This window comes from Anatilimnocola aquadivae (assembly GCF_049819085.1).
Taxonomy (GTDB): Bacteria; Planctomycetota; Planctomycetia; order Pirellulales; family Pirellulaceae; genus Anatilimnocola.
Map to the genome: position 1 here is coordinate 4,119,003 of NZ_CP187419.1, position 19,787 is coordinate 4,138,789.

Here is a 19,787-nt window from a genome sequence, read left to right on the forward strand (position 1 = left end):
ACCAAACCGCCAACTTGCCCGCCGCCAGCGGAAACGTCAAGCGGAGTTGACATCCGCCGCGAAACCTATTTAAGCGTGGACAGGTATTCCACTACATCCCGCATTTCTCGCAGCGTGAGGACTTTGTCCATCGGGGGCATCGCCGAAACCGGCATCGACCGCTCTTCGATTTCGTCCAGCTTGATGCGTTTCAGTTCGTTCTGCGGCGTGAGCAATTCGAGCACGCCCTCTTTCTCGCTTTTGATCAGACCGCCGACGGAAGTCCCATCCGCCAGCTGCAACGTGACACTCCCAAACCCGGGTGCGATTGTCAGGTTCGGCAAAACGAGCGAGGCCAGCAGATGCTGCCGCTCGGCAGTCGCAGAAACTCGCGACAAGTTCGGGCCGGCATCGCCCCCTTGCTCGCCGATGCGATGACACCGGCTGCACTGAGCCTGCCGATGCCCCGCGAATACCTGTCGTCCCCGTTCGACGCTGCCTCCTTCCAAGGCAATGCGAAAATGCTCCAAAGCATCTCCCTTCGCCTCGCGAGAAACAAAGGGCTGAAGTTTCTGTTTCAGGGCTTCGTCGCCGCGGCTGTGGATGGCCTCGACCACATCCAGTTGCAGCGAGCGTGGGACCGTGCCGCGCGACAGACGGCCGGCCCACTCGCCGAGTAGTTCGTCGGCTTCGGGCGATTTTAGTTCAGCCAGCGAGGCGATTGCCTGCTGTTTAACGGGAAGTAACGTCTGCGAATCCTTGAGCTTGGCAGCGATGATCCCAAAGGCATCAGCCGGTAGATGTCGCCCCACGAGACGAATCCCCGCAACGGCAATCTCCGGTTGAGCATCGGACACCGAAGCGATCACCAGTTCCTTGGTGAGTTCGTGTTTGCGACCAGCCAGCAACTCCAGTGCAGCGATCCGCACGCTCGGTTCCTTGGTTTGGTCTTTGACCCATTCAATGAAGGTGTTGTCATCGGTTTTGAGTTCCAGCTTGGCGATGAGCTGTGTCACCTGCACCTGTAGTTCGCCCGTGCAGTTGCTGAGGAGCGCCGAGAGTTGCGGCTGGACTGCGGCACGCACAATGCTGGCGTCGCGCGGTTCTAACGGCCGCCAGTTGCCATTCACACGGTCGCGTTGCGCAGGGTTCGACCAATCGGCGAGTGCAGCGAGCGCTTCACGACGAATCGGCAAGGTGAAACTGCTGTTGGCGGCCAGACGAGCGACCGCGACGGCGTGCTTGTTGGTACCGAGACGGAAATTGGCATGAATGACTCGCCGAGCAAGAGCTTCAGGTGTTTGCGCCGGATTCAGCAGCAGGCTATCGGCCAGCGCGGCGAGATCGGCTGTGGCATCTTCGAGCGGTAGATCGTTGATGGCCCGAGCAGCTTCGGCGGCAATGGCCCAATCGGCATCACGCAGCAGTCGTTTCACGTCAGTGTCGTTCCAGTGGCGGAGAACGAGCATCGCCGCAAGACGAACGGCGGGATCGGTGTCGTTGGTCATTGCCAGCACGACCGGTTTATCGGCAGCTTGCCCAATCGCATAGACACACGCATGACGGAGGTACTTATCGCGGTTCTGATTGCTGCGAACCAACTCCACCAGCGGACCAACGGCCGGCAGAAACTTGATTCGCCCCAGCGCGATCGCGGCGTGAAGTTGAACTCGCGGATTCTCGTCCTTGAGCAATTTCAACAGCTCCGGACCTGCTGCCCGATGCTTCACATCGCCTAAGGTACGAGCGGCCTGGGCGCGAACTTCCGCGTCTAGATCGGCCAGCAGAACCACTAGCGGTTCGAGCGCGGTCGGTTGCTTGCGACCGATCATTCCCAATCCCCAGATCGCGTGCAAACGAGCCAGCAGCGAATCGTTCTTTTGGGCAATGCCTGCGAGTGAGGCAATTGCCGCTTCACCGCGGCCCGCTAGTTCGAACTGCGTGCGCTGACGAACCCGTTGATCGGAGTGCGCGAGGAACGAGAGGAGTTCTTCGCTGGACCGCTGCTTAAATCCCTTGGCGAACAGTTCCTTCACCGCCAGTACTTCAGCGCTTTGCACCACGGCGGGATCAAAGGCCGTGTAGACTCGTCCGCCTTTGCTTTTGCCGGACCAATCGAGCCCCACGAAGTCGCTGACGTATAGCTTGCCGTCGTAACCAAAATCGGCGTCGGTCGCTGAGATCGGTTTCAGAAAATCTTCGTAACCGACAATCTCAAAGCTAGCGCCTTTTGGTTGGACGCGAAAGGTTTCGATGCCGCCATTGCCGGTGTAGTTGCAGTGAAAGAAGCGGCCGCGAAAGTGCTCGCCCCAGCCTGCTACGCCGCAATAGGCAAAGCCGCTTGGCCCCGCGCCGAGTTTGCCGACGGGCGGCAAGACCCACGCCGGGCGAATTGCTTCTGCTTCGGCGGCACCATCCAGATGCCAGATCTTTTCGGCGTGCCAGGGGCCCGTTTCGTACGGCGCGGGAATGGTTTGATAAGCCATGTTCCAGCCACTATCAGCACCTTCGACGACATACACGAGCCGCGAGTGGTCTCCCTTGTCGCAGTTGTTGTCGGCGGCGAACAAGTTGCCGAAATCATCAAAGGCCAGTTCCTGCGGATTGCGCAGGCCGTGATGCACCACCTCGAAATCGGTTCCGTCGGCATTGCAGCGGAAGACCGCCCCGCGACAAGGTTGCCCGAGCGTCTTCCCTTCTTTCGTCGTCACATGATAGCCGCGATCCCCCACGCTGAAATACAACTTGCCGTCGGGTCCCCAGCAGAGGCCGTGCAAATCGTGCCCCAGAAACGCAGCGTTCACGCCAAAACCATCGAGCAGAGCTTCGCGTTTCTCTGCGGTACCATCGCCGTCTTCGTCGCGCAGTTTCCATAGTTTGGGGATGCAAGTGAGATAGATATCGCCATCGCGAGCAATCAGACCAGCCGCCAGACCATCGAGCGGACCGTTGAAGCCGCTCGCAAACACGGTGGAGGCATCAGCGCGGCCGTCACCATCTTTGTCCTCCAGCCTGCGAACCTGATCGGTGAAGCGGGTGAACCACTCCATTCCGCCGTCAAACTTGCTCGCGTGCTTTTGAAACATCTTCAGCCGATCATCGAGGGTCTTTATTTGCAGATCGTCTTCCAGCAAGAACGGTCGGCTGCGGTTCTCTTCGGTACCGCGATTGAAGCGAAACTCTTCGGCCAGATAGACGCGACCTTGCTCATCGAGGCACAACGCGACGGGACTCGCGAGTTGCGGCTCGGCAGCAAACAATTCGACTTTGAATCCCTTGGGTATGCGTAGAGTCGCAATCTTGGCCTGGGCATCGCGGGTGCCATCGGGCAGCGGCGGATCAACCTGCCCTGGTTCAGCAGCCAACAACTCGGCGGCACAAAAGCAGAGCGACCACAATAAACCGGACGCCAGAATGATCAAGGTAGATCGGTGAAGCCGCTGCATACAGTTCGCTCGGAGAGATCAGGAATGAGCAGGTCAAATGAATCACGAGGTTTCACAATCGTGGCTGAAGCGATTCGCAGCCGCAAGCCGCGTGCGCAACTTAAGCAGCAAGTTGACCGCCTGTTCCAGCCAGCTGATACTAGGGCCACTTCGTTGACGATCACTCTCCCGCTCGAGGTTTCTCCGATGCGTTTCTTCGCTTGTTTCCTGTTGCTGCTGGTTGGCGGCTTCTTGCTTCCGTTCGACGTTTCCGCTCAAGACACAGCCAAGCGACCTCCGAATGTCGTGTTGATTTTTATTGACGATATGGGCTATGCCGATATTGGCCCCTTTGGCAACACCGAACTGCGGACGCCGCATCTTGATAAGTTTGCGAAGGAGGGAATGAAGTTCACTTCGTTCTATGCAACGCCCGTCTGTTCGATGTCGCGGGCCTGCCTGATGACCGGTTGCTACAACGTGCGAGTGTCTGTTCCCGGCGTGCTGTTTCCCGATAGCAAAGTCGGTCTGCATCCGGACGAAACCACGCTCGCGGAAATTGCCAAGCAGAAAGGCTATGCCACGGCAGCGATCGGCAAATGGCATCTGGGCTTTCAGCCGGAGTTTCTTCCGACCAGCCAAGGTTTCGATTCCTACTTTGGAATTCCCTACAGCAACGACATGGGTAGAAAGCCCGCGCGACCGAACTTTCCGCCGCTACCACTCATGCGCGATCAGAAGATCGTCGAGGAAGAGCCCGATCAATCGCTGCTGACCAAACGGTACACCGAAGAGGCGGTAAAGTTCATCCGCGAGCAGAAGGACAAGCCGTTTTTTCTCTACCTTCCTCACAACATGATTCACTTCCCTCTCTTTGCTTCGGCCGACTTCAAGGGGCAAAGCAAAGGGGGCCTGATCGGCGACACCATCGAAGAAATTGATTGGTCTGTCGGTCAGATCATGCAAACACTGGCCGAACTGAAGCTCGATGACAACACGCTGGTGATCTTCACTTCCGACAATGGCCCGGCACAGCGTAAGGCACCGCCCTTTCGCGGCAACAAGGGAACTTCCTTCGAAGGTGGCGTGCGCGAGCCTTGCCTCATGCGTTGGCCGGGCAAGATTCCGGCGGGGACTACGTGTGACAAGATTGCCGGGAACATCGATGTGCTCCCAACGCTCGCCAAGATCGTTGGTGCGGAACTGCCGAAGAATCGAGCACTGGATGGCCGCGATATCACTTCGCTGATGTTGGACCCAAAAGCGGAAGCAGTGCGAGATACGCAGCTCTACTTCAATGGTGCCAGCCAACTCGTCGCTATTCGCACCGGCGACTGGAAGTTGTTCCTGGGTGTCGCTCCGATGGTCGCCGCGAAGAACCCGAACAAGAAAAAGCTGGCCGAGGCGGTTGGTCCGGCGCTGTATAACCTTGCCACGGATGTGGCCGAGGAGAACAATGTGGCCGCCGATCATCCGGAAGTTGTCGAGCGGCTGAAAGAAGCCGCTGCCAAGCACCTGGCCGAAATCAAGCAGAACCAACGCCCGGCCGGACAAGCGACCGCCAGCAAATAAGCCGCTCTCTCCACCACCAGGAAGTTCCGTGCAATGAATGCCCGCTTTTTGATCTCGCTGCTGATGTTGTCTTTGTCAGCAGCCTGGACGCACGCAGCTGACAAGCGGCCCCATATCGTGCTGGTGCTTGCCGACGATTTGGGCCTCGGCGACTTGAGTTGCTATGGCGGGGATATTGTCAAAACGCCGAACATCGACCAACTGGCGAAGGAAGGGACGCGTTTCACACAGTATTACAGCGCCGCGCCCATTTGCTCGCCTGCCCGTTGCGGCATCATTACCGGGCAATATCCGGCCCGATGGAACATCACCAGCTTCTTGCAGGAGCGAAAGGGCAATCGCGAGTGCGAGCAGGTCGATTTTCTCGATCCAACTGCTCCTTCACTTCCTCGCGTTTTGAAAACGGCCGGTTATGCAACGGCTCATGTCGGCAAGTGGCATCTTGGGGGCGGTCGCGACGTTGTCGATCCGCCCAAGTTCGCCGCTTATGGTTACGACATGGGAATCGGCACCTACGAAAGTCCCGAGCCTCATCCCGAGATTACCGCGACGAATTGGATCTGGTCCGAAAAAGATCCCGTCAAACGCTGGGATCGCACGCAGTTTTTTGTCGATCAATCGCTCAAGTTCATTGCCGATCACAAAGACCAACCTTGCTTTGTGAACCTTTGGCTCGATGATCCTCACACGCCTTGGGTTCCTGAGCCGAAAGGTGAGGAAGCAGATTCGAAGAACGCAGCCACGCCGAAGAAGCTGGCCCGCGTGCTGGCCGAAATGGACAAGCAAATGGGCCGCTTGATGGCCGGCCTGCCAGAAGACACGTTGCTCCTGTTCATCTCGGACAATGGTCCGCTGCCGACGTTTCAAGCGCGGCGGAGTGCCAACCAGCGAGGCAGCAAGCTCAGTTTGTATGAGGGAGGGATTCGCGTTCCCTTCATCGCCCGCTGGCCGCAGCATGTGCCAGCGGCTCAGGTTGACAATACGACCGTGCTGTGTGGCATCGACTTGCTGCCAACACTAGCAAAGATCGCGGGCGCAAAGTTGCCCGAAGGCATCCAGCCCGATGGCCTCGATGTGAGCGAGGCGCTATTCGGCAAGCCAATCAATCGTAAGCAACCGCTGTTTTGGGAATATGGTCGCAACGACACCAGCTTTAAATATCCCGGCGTCACCGACCGCAGCCCGCCCCTCGCGATGCGCGAAGGAGACTGGAAGTTTCTGAGCCAAGCCGATGGGACGCAGGCCGAGCTTTACAATTTGCGCACTGACCCGCGCGAGCAAACCAACCAGGTCGAACGTCAGCCGGAACTGGCCCAGCGCTTGCGCGAGCAAACGCTGGCCTGGAAGAAGACGCTGCCAACCCTTCCCCAAGCGAAATAACTAGGGCGAAGTGAGATTGTTGTTCACGCCTTTGGGCGGAAGTTGCTCGTGCTCGCTCGGCGCGTCGATCAGCAGGTTGCTACTGAACAGCACGTTCGAGTTAGGCAGTTCACCAAGTTCAACTGCCTTGGGAACACTCGAAAACGTGTTGGCCGAGATGTTCACGTCGCGCGTGCCATCGAGCACGATCCCACCGGCCAGCTGATCGTTGACTCGGCGCTTGAGCGCTCCTTCGCCGATGTAGCTATCGCAAAAGCTGTTGCCAGCAATCGCGATGCGGCTAGTGTCTTTGCCCAGCTTCAAGCAGCGCGTATCCAACTGCGGCTGAGTCACGCCGTCCTTCACCGCCGGTGGCTTGAGCAGCACGAAGGTATTCGCCGAAACGGAACAGCCATGCGCATCGACCAAGTCGATGCCGCCGCCGTTATGCGCGATGACGTTCGCCGAGAGGGTGATTCCGTAGCAATCGCGAGCCAGCACAATGCCGCGACCTTCGCACTCTTCGATCATGTTGCCCGCCAGGACCGAGCCGTAAGTGTTTTCGATCACTACACCGTCGCCCAGGTGATCGTCGATGCAATTGCCGGTAAAGCAGAGATTGAACGCGTCAAAGCAATGAACGGCGTCCATGTTCTCTTCGAATTGGTTGCCGCAGACGACAATATCGTGGCAGCCTGGCACATTCAGGCCCGTCTGCTTGTTGTACGTGATCAGGCAGTCGTTCACGCGCGGGTCTTCGTAGCAGCGATCGAGCTTGATGCCGTCGCCGCCGTGGTAGCTAACGGTCACTCCTTGCAGGAAGATCTCGTTGACGAGAATCGCTTCGATCCCATCGCCGCTCTTGGGATTGCCGGTAATGCGAAACTTGCTGAGCATGACGCGCCACAGTTTGTCGTCGGCTTTCACCTTCTCGCCATCCGGATGAGCCACAATCAAGGCAGGCTCGCCGGCCGCGTTCAGGTTTTTGATGTGGGTGGCCGTGCCGGCACCTTCGAGCGACACGTCCGAGCGTGAGATCACCAGCGGTTGGGTGATTTCGAAGGTTCCCGGCGGCAAGCGAACCACGCCGCCTTGCTCAGGCAACGCATCAATGGCCGCTTGCAGCGAAGCATAATTGATCGCTTCGATGACGGGCCGCGCACCATTGAGCATCGCCCGCTGCGACGATCCTTGGGCCTGGGCGTCGCGGGGCGAGATCGGCCCCGGATTCAGTTGCCAGCTGTAACCGGCCACCAGAAGCAGAACCGCCACGAGCAGGATGGAAATGGTGCGCTGAGACATCTCTGTTCTTTCTGAACGAATAATTCTGTTTCGCGACGGTCGCCTATCGCGAATAATAGCGTCTTTCCCGGGGGAGGTACCACTATGACAGCCGATCGCATTCCGAATCTGCATCTGACCCGCCGCGGTTTTCTGGCCACGTCGGCCGGAACTGCCCTCACCTTGCAGCAACTGGCTGAAGTTCGCGCGGCCGCCGAAAAGGAACTGCCGCATCAAGCGACAGGTGTGCGAGTGGGCGAAGTTACCGCGAACTCGGCGGTAATCTGGACAAGACTCACCAAACACACCACTCGGAACAACGAGGGAGTCGTCTTTAAGGGCAAAGGCAAAGAAAACGATGCCCTGGCCGCCGAAACACCGGCCGCCGAGATTGAAGGGGCTTGTCCGGGGGCAGCTGGCGAAATCCGAGTTCGCTACGGCACGAAGCCGGATCTCAGCGATGCCCGCGAGTCGGAGTGGCGGGCGGTCGACGAAGGAACCGACTTTACGAGTGACTTTGAGTTACGCGAATTGTCACCTGCGACCGTCTATCACTATGTGGTCGAGACGCGCGAAGCGCGCGAGGGCCCGCAGCATGCCCCGCTGCAAGGCAAGTTCGAGACGGCTGCCGAGCCCAGTCAGCCCACGAATATTACGTTCTGTGTGATGACCTGCCAGGGATATCCCGACCGGGGACATGTGGATGGGCACGATATCTATCCGGCGATGCTGGCGCTGCAGCCGCAGTTTGTTTCGCTAACCGGGGACGTGGTGTATTACGACAACGATGCACCGCGAGCGGTGAATCCCGCCCTGGCACGGTTGCACTGGGAGCGAATGTTTTCGCTTCCACGGCAGCGCGAGCTATTGCGCAATGTGGCGAGCTATTGGCTCAAAGACGACCACGACACGCTGAAGAACGATTCGGGTCCGGGCAGCAAGCAAGGGTTGTTGTCGTTTGCCGAGGGGCAAAAGATCTTTCAGGAACAGACGCCGCTGATGGGCAAGGGTTATCGCACCTTTCGCTGGGGACGCGACTTGCAAATTTGGCTGACCGACGGCCGCGATTACCGCTCGCCGAACAACCTGCCCGATGGTCGCGAAAAGACCATCTGGGGAGCCGAACAAAAAGCGTGGTTCAAGGAAACCGTGAAAGCCAGCCCGGCGACTTGGAAGATCTTGATTAGCCCGACGCCCCTCGTAGGGCCTGATCGGGTGGGCAAGAACGACAACCATGCGAACAAGGGATTTTCCCACGAAGGAAACGAGCTGCGAACCTGGCTGCAAGCGAACGTTCCCGAGAACTTTATCGTCCTCTGTGGCGATCGGCACTGGCAGTATCACTCGGTCGATCCCGCGACGGGCGTGCGCGAATTCAGCGTCGGTGCGGCCAGCAACGAACACGCCGGTGGCACACCGGGCGAGGATGCGCGCTACCATCAGTTTCATCGCGTGAAGGGTGGTTTCGTTTCGGTCTCCATCCACTCTGCTGCAAAAACGAGTCAGCTGGCCGTACAACATCGTGATGTTAACGGCACCATCGTCCATGAATGGAAAAAGGCTGTGTCGCTGTAGCTGGCACCCAGTTCGCAGGAGCGCAGCCGCTAAACTCTCACTGACTTCATTATTAACAAGTATTGACACAATGTCAAGTACATTGTAAATTTTATGCTGCGATGGTGTGGCACGGGACGGCGAGCGCTGGCAACGATCATCTTGCAGTCCCCTGTTTAGGGCCTGTTCAGCCTCGCACTGAACAGGGCGAAAAGTGGTTATCAAACGGTTATCAAGAAAACGGTGATTAGCGAGACATTTGCGACGTAAATGTCTGTTGCTAATTAGGTTGTGGCGAGCTGTTGGATGCGATTTATCAACGAAAAAGTTATCAAAACCGGAGTGCCACGAGCGTTGAACAGCCCCTGTTCAAGCAGCTGTAAGAGGTGAACAAACGGGTTATCGGAGTGAGGGCAAACGAGGGAAGAGAATGTCCGTTGGCGACAGTGAGATAGGCGTCGTAGTAGTGTCCCCTCGCCGTCGCGTCGGGCGACTTGGGGGAGGGAGTGAAGATGGAGAAAGATAACAATTGGTTATCACCAATTCGCCAGCATTTGCGATTGTCTTGGCGTAAGTGGAGTGTCGGTTGAAGGTTGGAGCAAAGGTGCGTGCAAAATTGAAGTGCAAGCTAGCGTATGGTGGCTGAGAGTAGGAAAGGCCATCGCTGGGTGTTTGAATATCAGAATCTCACTTGCAGATACTCAAACGGAGGCCCAGCGATGGTTTACAAGCAGCTTAGGGTTGAGGAGCGTGAAATCATAGCGACGATGAATGCTCAGGGTTGTACTCAGGCTGCCATCGCCGAGGCGACTCATCGCGATGCTTCGACAATCAGTCGCGAATTGAGTCGCAATCGGCCGCGGAGTTGTTACTCGGCATCGGTGGCCCAGGGACTGGCGATGCGTCGGCGGGCGGCGGCTGGGCGGCCGCGTCGCAAGTTCGAGCAGCCAGAGATTCGGGAGGCGGTCAAGAAGCAACTCCAAGAAGGCTGGTCTCCGGAGCAGATCGCAGGTGTGAGCAAGCGTCAGTTTCCCGAGGATCCGCGCCGTTGGATCTCGCGGCAGACGATCTACAACTCGCTCCGCCGTGACGACCACGGACGCCCACTGCAGAAGTGCCTGCGTCGTTATCACCTGCACAAACGCCGTTGCCGCGCGCGAAAAGAGCGGATCTGCCCGCAATTGGAACAACGACCCGCGATCATTAACGAACGGGGCCGCTGCGGCGATTGGGAAGGAGATTTGATTTGCAGCGGCGGTCATGACCAGTTCTCGCTGGTGAGTCTCGTCGAACGTCAAACGGGCTACGTCGAACTGATCCTGGTTCCCAACAAAACGTCCGACGTGGTGATGAGCGCTATTCGTGTTCGCCTGGGAAAACACCCGCGTGAGTTGCGTCAGAGCGTGACGTTCGACAACGGCTCCGAATTCAGCCGCTGGGAATGGCTGCAGTGGATCCTGACCCTGCTGATCTTCTTCGCACATCCGCACTCACCTTGGGAGCGCGGCACGAACGAAAACACAAACGGCCTGGTCCGCGAATACTTCCCGAAAGGCACGCGCTTCAGCCAGGTCACTCGCTACGAGGTCCAAGCCGTCCAGGAAAAACTCAATCACCGACCTCGAAAACGACTGGATTTTCAAACACCCCACGAAGCCCTTTCAAAACATTGCTGTCTTGCAGTTCAAACTTGACTTCACCCAAATGGTTATCTCGCAAAAATCGCTGAAAAGGTTATCAAAAATGGTTATCAAGACAAGTGTAAGAATGTCCGTTGGCGAGCGTGAGCTCACCGCCGTGGTGGTATCCCCTTGCTGACGCGTCGGCTGCAGGGGGAGTAGGATGCCGATTGATTCATCGTCGATCATCCCATTGAAACATCGCTGGAGAGTTTTCATGCCGAGTTCGTTAACGGGAGCCAAACGCCCGGTGTCACGCCGTAAGTTTTTGCAGACGGCGGCTGTAGCCTCGACCTTCACACTGGGCGCGCCAGCGTTCTTGCGCGGGCAGAACCTCAACAGCAAGTTGAATCTGGCGATCATCGGGTGCGGCGGTCGCGGCGGCTCGAATCTGTCGTCGGTGAAGAGCGAAAACATTGTCGGGCTCTGCGACGTCTCCGCGTCGACGGTTGATCGGGCGGGCCAGCAGTTCGCGGGAGCCAACAAGTTCACCGACTTCCGACGTCTGTACGATCGCGCTAAAGAATTCGATGCCGTCGTGGTGAGCACCTGCGAACATACGCACGCGTTCGCGACGCTGCCGGCACTGCAACTTGGCAAGCATGTGTACTGCGAAAAGCCGCTGACCCACAGCATTTGGGAAGCTCGCGTCATTCGCGAAGCAGCCGCCAAGGCGAAAGTCGTGACGCAAATGGGGACCCAGATTCACGCGGGCGATAACTATCGCCGTGTGGTGGAGCTGATTCAAACCGGCGCGATCGGTCCCGTGCGTGAAGCCCATGTGTGGGTGTCGCGCGCTTGGGGTCGGCAATCGCCCGAGGAGTCGGCCGCGCACAAAGACATTGTGTCTGTCATGGAACGCCCCGCTGGTTCGTCGCCCGTTCCCGCCGGCCTCGATTGGGACCTATGGCTGGGGCCAGCACCCGAGCGGCCCTTTCACGATGTCTATTATCCCGGTCCCAAGTGGTATCGCTGGTGGGATTTTGGCAGTGGCACGATGTCGGACCTCGGCAGCCATTGGAACGACCTGCCCTTCTGGGCACTCAAGCTGAAAACACCGCGCACGATCGAAGCTTCGGGGCCGCCGCCCCATGCAGAACTTGCCCCGGCTTCGATGCAAGCAACTTACGAGTACGATGCGCGCGAGGACATGCCTGCGGTCAAGCTCACCTGGTATCAAGGTGTGAACAAGCCGAAAATCTGGACCGAAAACGGCATTCCGCAGTGGGGCAACGGCGTGCTGTTCATTGGCGACAAGGGAATGCTCCTCTCCGATTACGGTAAGTATGTGCTGTTGCCGGAGAAGGACTTTGCGGGCTTCAAGCCGCCAGAACCGTTCATTCCCAAGTCGATCGGCCATCACCAGGAGTGGCTCGAGGCTTGCCGCACCGGCGGGCCAACGACTTGCAACTTTGAGTACGCAGGCTGGCTGACGGAAGCGAACCACTTGGGCAATGTGGCCTATCGCACGGGCAAGAAGATTGAGTGGGACTCGGTCAACATGAAAGCCAAGGGTTGCCCTGAGGCCGATCCGATCATTCGCCGCGAATATCGGGCGGGCTGGAAGCTCGTTTAAGACTTTCAATTGACGTTGGTTCACCCACCGCCGATAATACTCGCATGCTGGAAGAGCGGCGCCAGACGTTTCTAGCGTGCAGGGCCCGTGGTCCAGTTTCAGGAAGGGATATCGCGATGGTTGTTTCTCGCCGTAGTTGGCTCGCTGGCGCTTCTGCCTTGGCATTGCCCGGGTTGCTATGGGCCCAAGAGGGAGCGTCGAGGCCCTCGGAGCCCGAAGCAAAGACCTTCAACGAGTTCACGCCCCAAGGCGAGAAGGCCGTGAAGCGGGGCGAAGAGTTCCTGATGAAAACGATGCACCGCGATGGCGGTTGCGGCGTCGACGTCGGTCAGCCTCAAGATATTGGCTGCTCGGCGATGGTCGGGCTGGCCTTGATGGCTCAAGGGAACACACCTGTCGAAGGGAGTCGCAGTCGGGAAGTGCAGCGGATTGTGTCGTACATCCTGCGTGCCACCGAAGTGATGCCGAACGACGACATCACCGCTCAAACCGGCACTCAGTTGCAGAACAAAATCGGTCGCCATGCCCATTCGTTCTTCGCTGCCTTGTTCCTGGCGGAAGTGATCGGCGAAGGCTGGGACACCGAACCGGTGCGCGACGGCCTGAAGCGAATTCTGACCGCGATTGTGGGAACGCAAACGCCGGAAGGGCACTGGGGCAATCAATCGTGGGCACCGACGCTTGGCACCGTAATGGGCTGGGTCGCGCTGCGAGCCTCTCACTATGCGGGGATGAAAGTTGGCAGTTCACCGGACATCACCGCCAAGCACCTGGTTCAGCAAATGAGCACTTCGCTCAATCAGAACCAGGGAAGCTGGATGCACACTCTGTATAAGAATGCGACCGGCATCCGCGTGCTATATGCCCTGGGCATGGAGAACGAACCGGTCGCTAAGAAGGCGTTTCAAGATGTGGCCGGCCTAGTTACCAAGGACAACACGGCGTTCTCGCAAGCGGGTGGCGAAGAATACCTCGCGTTTCATTTGATCACCGAGACGATGCTGCAAAAGGGTGGCAACGACTGGGCAGCCTGGTTTCCCACTGTGCGGGACAAGATCATTACCGTGCAGAATGCCGACGGCAGTTGGACAGGGCATCATTGCATCACCAGCCGAACTTTTTGCACGGCCGCGGCGATTCTCGTTCTGACTGCGCCCAATCGCTATTTGCCGATTTCGCAGGCGTGATAGGTGCAGTGGATCGAATGAAGAAGTTTTCGTTGGCAGCGATTTTTCTTGGCGGTTTCCTGCTGCTTGGACTGTTGGCTCGTCCATCGGTCGCCGATGAAGCAACAGCGAAGTCGCTCGCGCGTGGTGCAGCCTATTTGGCATCGCAACAAGCCAAAGACGGAGGCTGGCACTCGCAGGCTTATGGCCAGTTGAAGGGTGGCGCAGCGGTTACGTCGCTGGCCTTGGACGCGCTGAGTCAGTTGCCTGCCGAGCAGCGAATGTCGCAGGCAGCGGCCATCGAGCGTGGCTTCACTTTTTTGCAGCCCGGTTTTACGAAGAAGAGGACAATTGCCAGTCCCGATGGCTCGCTCGATTTTCCAGCCTACGGTTGCTCGCTCTGGCTGATGGCTAACCGGCGATTGCAGCGTGACCAAGATGCCGATCAAGCGACGCTGGCTCGCGAGTATTTGCTCAACGCGCAGTTGCTGGAATCGCGCGGCTTTGCCAGCGAGCATGTCAGCTATGGAGGCTGGGATTTTCTCGGTGCCGACGATGCCGAGGGAATCACGACCGGCACGAATGTCTCGGTGGTCGCTCACGCGCTGGAAGCACTGCAGTTCGACGAATCCTTGGCAGCCGATAAAGCCCGCACAGCCGCGCGAGGCTGGCTGCTACGAACACAACAGACCGATGGCGGCTTTTGCTTTACTCCTGAGCCCATGTCGCTCAACAACAAAGCCGAGTGGACCGACGAAGGGCGCACGAAGCCCCGCTCGTATGGCACGGCCACCTGCGATGGCATTCGCGGCTTGCTGGCCACCGGTCTGAAGCCGGAAGATGAACCGGTGAAGCGCGCCGTTGGTTGGCTCGCCAAACGGCCTTCGCTGGAGGTAGTCCCAGGCTTTGAAGACCTGCCGGCTGAGACCGATTGGCGTCGCGGGTTGCGATATTACTACTACCATTCGCTAGCCCGCGCGCTGCCGCTGTTACCTCCCACCGAACGACTTTCGCGCAGCAAAGAAATCCAGCGCATCTTGCTCGCCGAACAAAAGTCCGATGGCCGCTGGCAGAACGATTCGGATCGCATGCGCGAGAATGATCCACTCATTGCTACGTCGCTGGCGATTGGCACGCTCTGCGAATTGATTGACTAGTCAATTAATCGAGCTCGACCAGCATTGCCACTGCCCCGCCGCCTCCTAAACAGAGCGACGCGATCCCGCGTTTCTGGCCACGCTGTTGCAATGCGTGCAGCAGCGTAACGAGGCCGCGAGCACCACTGCAACCAATGGGATGCCCCAGCGCGATGGCCCCGCCGTGGACATTCACCTTGTCGTGCGAGAGCTTCAGCTCTTGCATGCAGGCGAGGCACTGCGAAGCAAACGCTTCGTTCAGTTCGACGAGGTCGATATCGGCGAGCGACAGTTCGGCCTTGTCCAACACGGCGCGGATGGCGGCAATCGGAGCCAAGAACAGATCCTTGGGCGCTCGCGCGGTGCTGGCCGTGGCGACGATCTTGGCTCGCAAGCCAGAGGTCACGGTGTTAGCCAACGCCTCACTCACAACCACGACCGCAGCGGCACCATCGCTGATCTGCGAAGCGTTGCCGGCCGTGGCAGTTCCTTCAGCTCCAAAGGCGGGACGTAACTTGGCGAGATCGGCCAGCGTGACACCCGCGCGCGGTCCTTCGTCGCGATCGACGACCGCTTCCACTTTGCCAACCTTCACTGTCACTGGCACAATCTCGGCTCGGAACAAGCCTTGTTCCTGAGCCTGCAGCGCGCGCTGATGGCTGGAGAGGGAGAACTCATCTTGCGCGGCGCGAGATAGCGAGGCCCCCGTGGCCGTCTCATCCGCCAGGCAACCCATGGCCCGTTGCTCGGTCGCACACCACAGCCCATCGTGCAGCATGGCGTCGAGCGTGGTCTGGTTGCCGAATTTCCAGCCGCCACGAACGCCGGGCAACAAGAACGGAGCCAGACTCATGCTCTCCATGCCGCCGGCCAAGATCACCTGCGCATCACCGGCTCGAATGGCCTGGTCGGCCAGCATGATGCTCTTCAGCCCGCTGCCGCAAACCTTGTTGATCGTTACCGCTGGCACACTAGCGGGAATTCCCGCGGCAAGCGCTGCTTGCCGCGCGGGAGCCTGGCCGACACCGGCCTGCAGCACGTTCCCCAGAATCACTTCGTCGATGCGATCGGCCGCGAGGCCGCTATCGGCGAGCGCCGCTTGCAGAGCGAGCGCGCCGAGCTTTGGTGCCGGCAGGCTCGAGAGTTGCCCGAGCAATTTGCCAATGGGGGTTCGGCGGGCAGCGACAATATACGATGGACTCATCTGCGGGCTCCTGGCTTGGTTCCACTCGTTATATTGTACGGCCATCGATCAAGCCCCGCGTGCGAGTTGACCATGACCGTAAAACTTCGTCCCCTCGGAAATTCCGGACTCTTGGTCTCGCCGGTCGCGCTCGGCTGCTGGCCCATCGCCGGCATGACCAGCCTGGGTGTGACCGACGAAGAGAGCCGGGCCACCATCACCGCCGCGATTGACGCCGGTATCAACTTTCTCGATACCGCCTACATCTACGGCACCGATGGCCAAAGCGAGAAGCTGATCGGCGAGGTGATTGCCGGCCAGCGCGACAAGCTGGTGATTGCCACGAAGGGTGGGATTCATTGGGACGCGAAGGGCGATCGCGCTTTCGATGGGAGCCGAGCCACCATTCACCGCGAATGTCGCGAGAGCCTCCGTCGGCTGACGATCGATGTCATCGACATTTACTACCTGCATGCTCCCGATCCCAACTTGCCCATCGAAGAGTCGGCTGCCGCGATTGCCGAACTGCAGACAGCCGGGCTCATTCGCGCGGCGGCGGTCTCGAACGTCACGGTCGAGCAACTGCAACGGTTTCAGGCGGTCTGCCCCGTCGCGGCGGTTCAGCCCCCGTACAACATGCTGCAGCGGCAGATTGAAAGCGACCTCGTACCGTATTGTCTCGAACACAACATCGGCCTGTGCATTTATTGGCCGCTGCTGAAGGGCCTGCTCGCCGGCAAGCTCGCGCGGGATCATGTTTTTCAACCGGGGGACGGCAGACCCAAGTATCCGATGTTCCAAGGAGAAGAATGGCAGCGAAATCAGGATCTGCTTGACGACTTGCGAGTAATTGCCGCCGATGCGGGCAAGACCGTTCCGCAACTGGTCGTGCAGTGGACCATCGCGCAGCCCGGCATTACCTCGGCCTTGTGCGGAGCAAAACGTCCCGACCAGATTCTCGAATCGGCGGCTGCCTTGCAGGATGAAATCACCCCCGAGCAGCTCTCTCGCATCGCAGCGGCACTGGCCAGGCGTGGTCCCGCCGTCACGCGCAGTGCGGTATGATAGCCAACCAACAACGCACGCCCTTCCTCCCTTCTCGCAGCTGAGATTTCGTGATGAAATTCGCGATCTGCAACGAAACCTTCCTCGACTGGCCCTTCGACAAAGCCTTCGCGTTTGCTCGCGATGTCGGCTACACCGGCATCGAGATCGCCCCGTTCACCATCGCCACGAATGTCTTCGACATCAGTCCGGCCAAGCGGGCCGAGGTTCGCAAACAGGCCGAAGATGCTGACCTGACGGTCATCGGCCTCCATTGGTTGCTGGCGAAGACCACCGGGTACTATCTCACCACGCCTGAAGACGCCGTGCGTATCAAGACCAGCGAGTACCTGGCCGAACTGGCTCGGCTTTGTCGCGACCTGGGCGGGCACATCATGGTGCTCGGTTCGCCGCTGCAGCGAAATCTGCTGCCCGGCATCTCGCACGATCAGGCGCTCGATCTGGCCGCCGATTGCCTGCGGCGTGCTATGCCGGTGATGGAAGAATGCAACGTCACGGTTGCTGTCGAACCGCTGGGCCCACAAGAAGGCGACTTCCTCAATACCGCGGCCCTTGGCGTGGACCTGATCGAACGAGTTGGCTCTCCGCACTGCCGCCTGCATCTCGATTGCAAGGCGATGTCTACGGAGGCAAAGTCGATTCCAGATCTGCTGCGTGAGAATCGCCAGTTGCTCGAGCACTTCCATGCCAACGACCCCAACCGTCGCGGGCCCGGCATGGGCGAACTCGACTTCATTCCCATTTTCCAAGCCCTCGCCGAGATCGACTATCGAGGCTGGGTCAGCGTCGAAGTGTTCGACTACGAGCCGGGCGTCGAAACCCTCGCCCGCGAGAGCATTGAGTACATGCAGCACTGCCTACACGAACTCGGCCACGTCAGCTAACCCTGTGGGACAGCGATGAATAACGATTTGCCAACGCGACAGGCTGGAGGCCTTTCCTACGGAAGACGAGACTTCCTCAGCGGGTCGTTTAGCGCGCTAGCGGGGATTGGGCTGTGCGATCTGCTGCAGCGGGATGGCCTTGCCGCGGAAGGAGCGGCGAAGACAAGCAGTTGGCAACCGGGTAAGGGGCAGACTCACTTTCCGGCGAAGGCCAAGCGAGTGTTGCAGATCTTCTGCCCGGGGGCTGCTTCGCAGGTCGATCTGTGGGATTACAAGCCGGAGCTATTTAAGCGGAGCGGGCAACCCTTGCCGGGCGAAGAGAACTTCTCTTCATTCCAGGGGAAGAATGGCAACCTGATGGCACCGCCCTGGGAGTTCGTCCCGTGTGGCCAAAGCGGCAAACGGATTTCGTCGCTGCTGCCACACATGGCCCAGCATGTGGACGATATGGCGTTCATCCATTCGATGACCTCCAAGACGAATACGCACGGGCCAGGCTGCGTGCTGATGAACACGGGGCATGCTCAGGAGGGCTTTCCCAGCGCCGGTGCCTGGTTGGGCTACGCCCTGGGGAGTGGCAATGAAAACTTGCCGACGTACGTGGCGCTGCCCGACCTGCGTGGTGAGCCACCAAACGGCAAAGCGAATTGGAGCAACGGCTTCTTGCCGGCCAAGCATCAGGCGATGGTGATGGCCGCGCATCTGGCGATTCGCAACTTGCAGCGCCCAGCAGCCATCAGCGAGGCCGAAGAGGCTGCTTCGCGCGACTTTCTTAAGCTGCTCAACGAGCAACACATCGCTGCGAACCCCGGCGATAGCAGCCTCGCCGCGCGCATGGCTGCGTATGAGCTGGCCGCGCGCATGCAGGTCTCTGCGCCTGAAGTGGCCGACTTGAATTCCGAGACCGCCGAGACGCACAAACTCTACGGCACGGGCAGCGACAACAAACTGCAGGCCGCTTATGCCAAGAATTGTTTGCTCGCGCGGCGACTGCTCACTCGCGGCGTACGGTTCGTCAATCTCTACTGCGCTTCGCGCGCCAGCGGTGTCGATGGCCTGCTCAACTGGGACGCCCATCGCACGCTCAAATCGGACTACGAGCGGCATTGCCCGATTTTCGATCAACCCACGGCAGCGCTACTGACCGATCTCAAGCGAACGGGTCTGCTCGAAGATACGCTCGTTCTGTGGACGACGGAATTTGGCCGCATGCCCACGCATCAAGCCAATACCACCGGTCGCGATCACAATCCGGATGCCTTCACCGTGTGGATGTTGGGTGCCGGCGTGAAGCCGGGCGTCAGCTATGGTGCCACCGACGACTTCGGCCGCCGCAGCGTCGAAAACGTGACCAACGTCTGGGAGTTCTACTCCACCGTGCTCCACCTGCTCGGTGTGGACTACGACAAACTCACCTGGTACCACAACGGCTTCGACCGCAAGCTGACCGACGTGCATGGCCGGGTCATTCGGGAAGTACTGGCGTAGTGGGCTAGCGCACTTGCGTCAGTTTCTGGCAGCATGCCTTAGCTTCCAACGAATCGACCTGCCAAGCTCTTGCTAAAGTGCATCGGACACTCCATAGAAACCGCTAACTACCGATCACCGCCATCCAGGTCGGCTGCCAGCATTCGGCAATGGTTCCGTGAATATTTTTTCAGCAATTATACTATAGATACTTGACAGTCACTCGCCACAAGTAGATATTAGCGAGACGTTCTCTTACAGTGTGGTGGTTGAGATGTGCTAGCGCGGCGCGGTTGATTTTTTCGCGCTCGCGTGGCAGGGCAGCAGCATTGCGATTGAGGTACCTGTCCAAGAACCTGACCGGTTATTGGACAAAGAGAGCGAGTTGCAAAAATTGTCCAAAAGTCGCAAGTGATACAGCGGCAGTCACTTCCGACAAAGTACAAGAACCTGTGCCTGTC

13 protein-coding genes are annotated in these 19,787 nt (G+C 58.9%); 10 read left to right on the forward strand and 3 right to left on the reverse strand.

The window, feature by feature from the left end; genetic code table 11:
- Positions 1-65: 65 nt before the first annotated feature.
- Positions 66-3,425: a PVC-type heme-binding CxxCH protein gene (locus NA78x_RS16375; protein WP_425613442.1), complete on the reverse strand. Its 3,360-nt coding sequence runs from the start codon at positions 3,423-3,425 to the stop codon at positions 66-68.
- 186 nt (positions 3,426-3,611) lie between these two features.
- Between NA78x_RS16375 and NA78x_RS16380 the strand changes: the two genes are divergently transcribed.
- Together NA78x_RS16380 and NA78x_RS16385 are read left to right on the forward strand one after the other, a co-directional pair.
- Positions 3,612-4,976, forward strand: coding sequence for a sulfatase family protein (locus tag NA78x_RS16380; protein WP_425613443.1), 1,365 nt, complete (start codon positions 3,612-3,614; stop codon positions 4,974-4,976).
- A gap of 33 nt (positions 4,977-5,009) precedes the next feature.
- Positions 5,010-6,356: a sulfatase-like hydrolase/transferase gene (locus tag NA78x_RS16385; RefSeq protein ID WP_425613444.1), complete on the forward strand. Its 1,347-nt coding sequence runs from the start codon at positions 5,010-5,012 to the stop codon at positions 6,354-6,356.
- Here NA78x_RS16385 and NA78x_RS16390 read toward each other — a convergent pair whose 3' ends face one another.
- Complete coding sequence (locus NA78x_RS16390) at positions 6,357-7,637, reverse strand: right-handed parallel beta-helix repeat-containing protein (protein ID WP_425613445.1); 1,281 nt, start codon at positions 7,635-7,637, stop codon at positions 6,357-6,359.
- A gap of 84 nt (positions 7,638-7,721) precedes the next feature.
- Here NA78x_RS16390 and NA78x_RS16395 point away from each other — a divergent pair, with 84 nt between their 5' ends.
- The 5 genes from NA78x_RS16395 to NA78x_RS16415 all read left to right on the forward strand — a co-directional run bounded on the left by NA78x_RS16395 (position 7,722) and on the right by NA78x_RS16415 (position 14,748).
- Entirely contained in the window at positions 7,722-9,191 is a 1,470-nt protein-coding gene (locus NA78x_RS16395) for an alkaline phosphatase D family protein (protein ID WP_425613446.1), read from the forward strand.
- 698 nt (positions 9,192-9,889) lie between these two features.
- The gene (locus NA78x_RS16400; RefSeq protein ID WP_425613447.1) at positions 9,890-10,864 is read left to right on the forward strand and encodes an IS30 family transposase; all 975 of its coding nucleotides are present in this window, start codon (positions 9,890-9,892) and stop codon (positions 10,862-10,864) included.
- Positions 10,865-11,066: 202 nt separating this feature from the next.
- Complete coding sequence (locus tag NA78x_RS16405; RefSeq protein ID WP_425613448.1) at positions 11,067-12,425, forward strand: Gfo/Idh/MocA family protein; 1,359 nt, start codon at positions 11,067-11,069, stop codon at positions 12,423-12,425.
- A 116-nt stretch (positions 12,426-12,541) separates the two neighbouring features.
- Positions 12,542-13,612, forward strand: coding sequence for a hypothetical protein (locus NA78x_RS16410; protein ID WP_425613449.1), 1,071 nt, complete (start codon positions 12,542-12,544; stop codon positions 13,610-13,612).
- Between the two features lie 17 nt (positions 13,613-13,629).
- Entirely contained in the window at positions 13,630-14,748 is a 1,119-nt protein-coding gene (locus NA78x_RS16415; RefSeq protein WP_425613450.1) for a prenyltransferase/squalene oxidase repeat-containing protein, read from the forward strand.
- Between the two features lie 4 nt (positions 14,749-14,752).
- Here the strand turns inward: NA78x_RS16415 and NA78x_RS16420 are convergent, their stop codons facing one another.
- Positions 14,753-15,931, reverse strand: coding sequence for an acetyl-CoA C-acyltransferase (locus tag NA78x_RS16420; RefSeq protein ID WP_425613451.1), 1,179 nt, complete (start codon positions 15,929-15,931; stop codon positions 14,753-14,755).
- Positions 15,932-16,003: 72 nt separating this feature from the next.
- Between NA78x_RS16420 and NA78x_RS16425 the strand changes: the two genes are divergently transcribed.
- From NA78x_RS16425 to NA78x_RS16435, 3 genes are read left to right on the forward strand one after another with little or no spacing between them, the layout of a single operon-like run.
- On the forward strand, positions 16,004-16,975 hold the full coding sequence (locus NA78x_RS16425; protein WP_425613452.1) for an aldo/keto reductase: 972 nt from the start codon (positions 16,004-16,006) through the stop codon (positions 16,973-16,975).
- Positions 16,976-17,028: 53 nt separating this feature from the next.
- Positions 17,029-17,859 (forward strand): sugar phosphate isomerase/epimerase family protein, encoded by an 831-nt coding sequence (locus tag NA78x_RS16430; RefSeq protein WP_425613453.1) that lies wholly within the window; start codon positions 17,029-17,031, stop codon positions 17,857-17,859.
- Between the two features lie 15 nt (positions 17,860-17,874).
- Positions 17,875-19,347 (forward strand): DUF1501 domain-containing protein, encoded by a 1,473-nt coding sequence (locus NA78x_RS16435; RefSeq protein ID WP_425613454.1) that lies wholly within the window; start codon positions 17,875-17,877, stop codon positions 19,345-19,347.
- Positions 19,348-19,787: the final 440 nt, after the last annotated feature.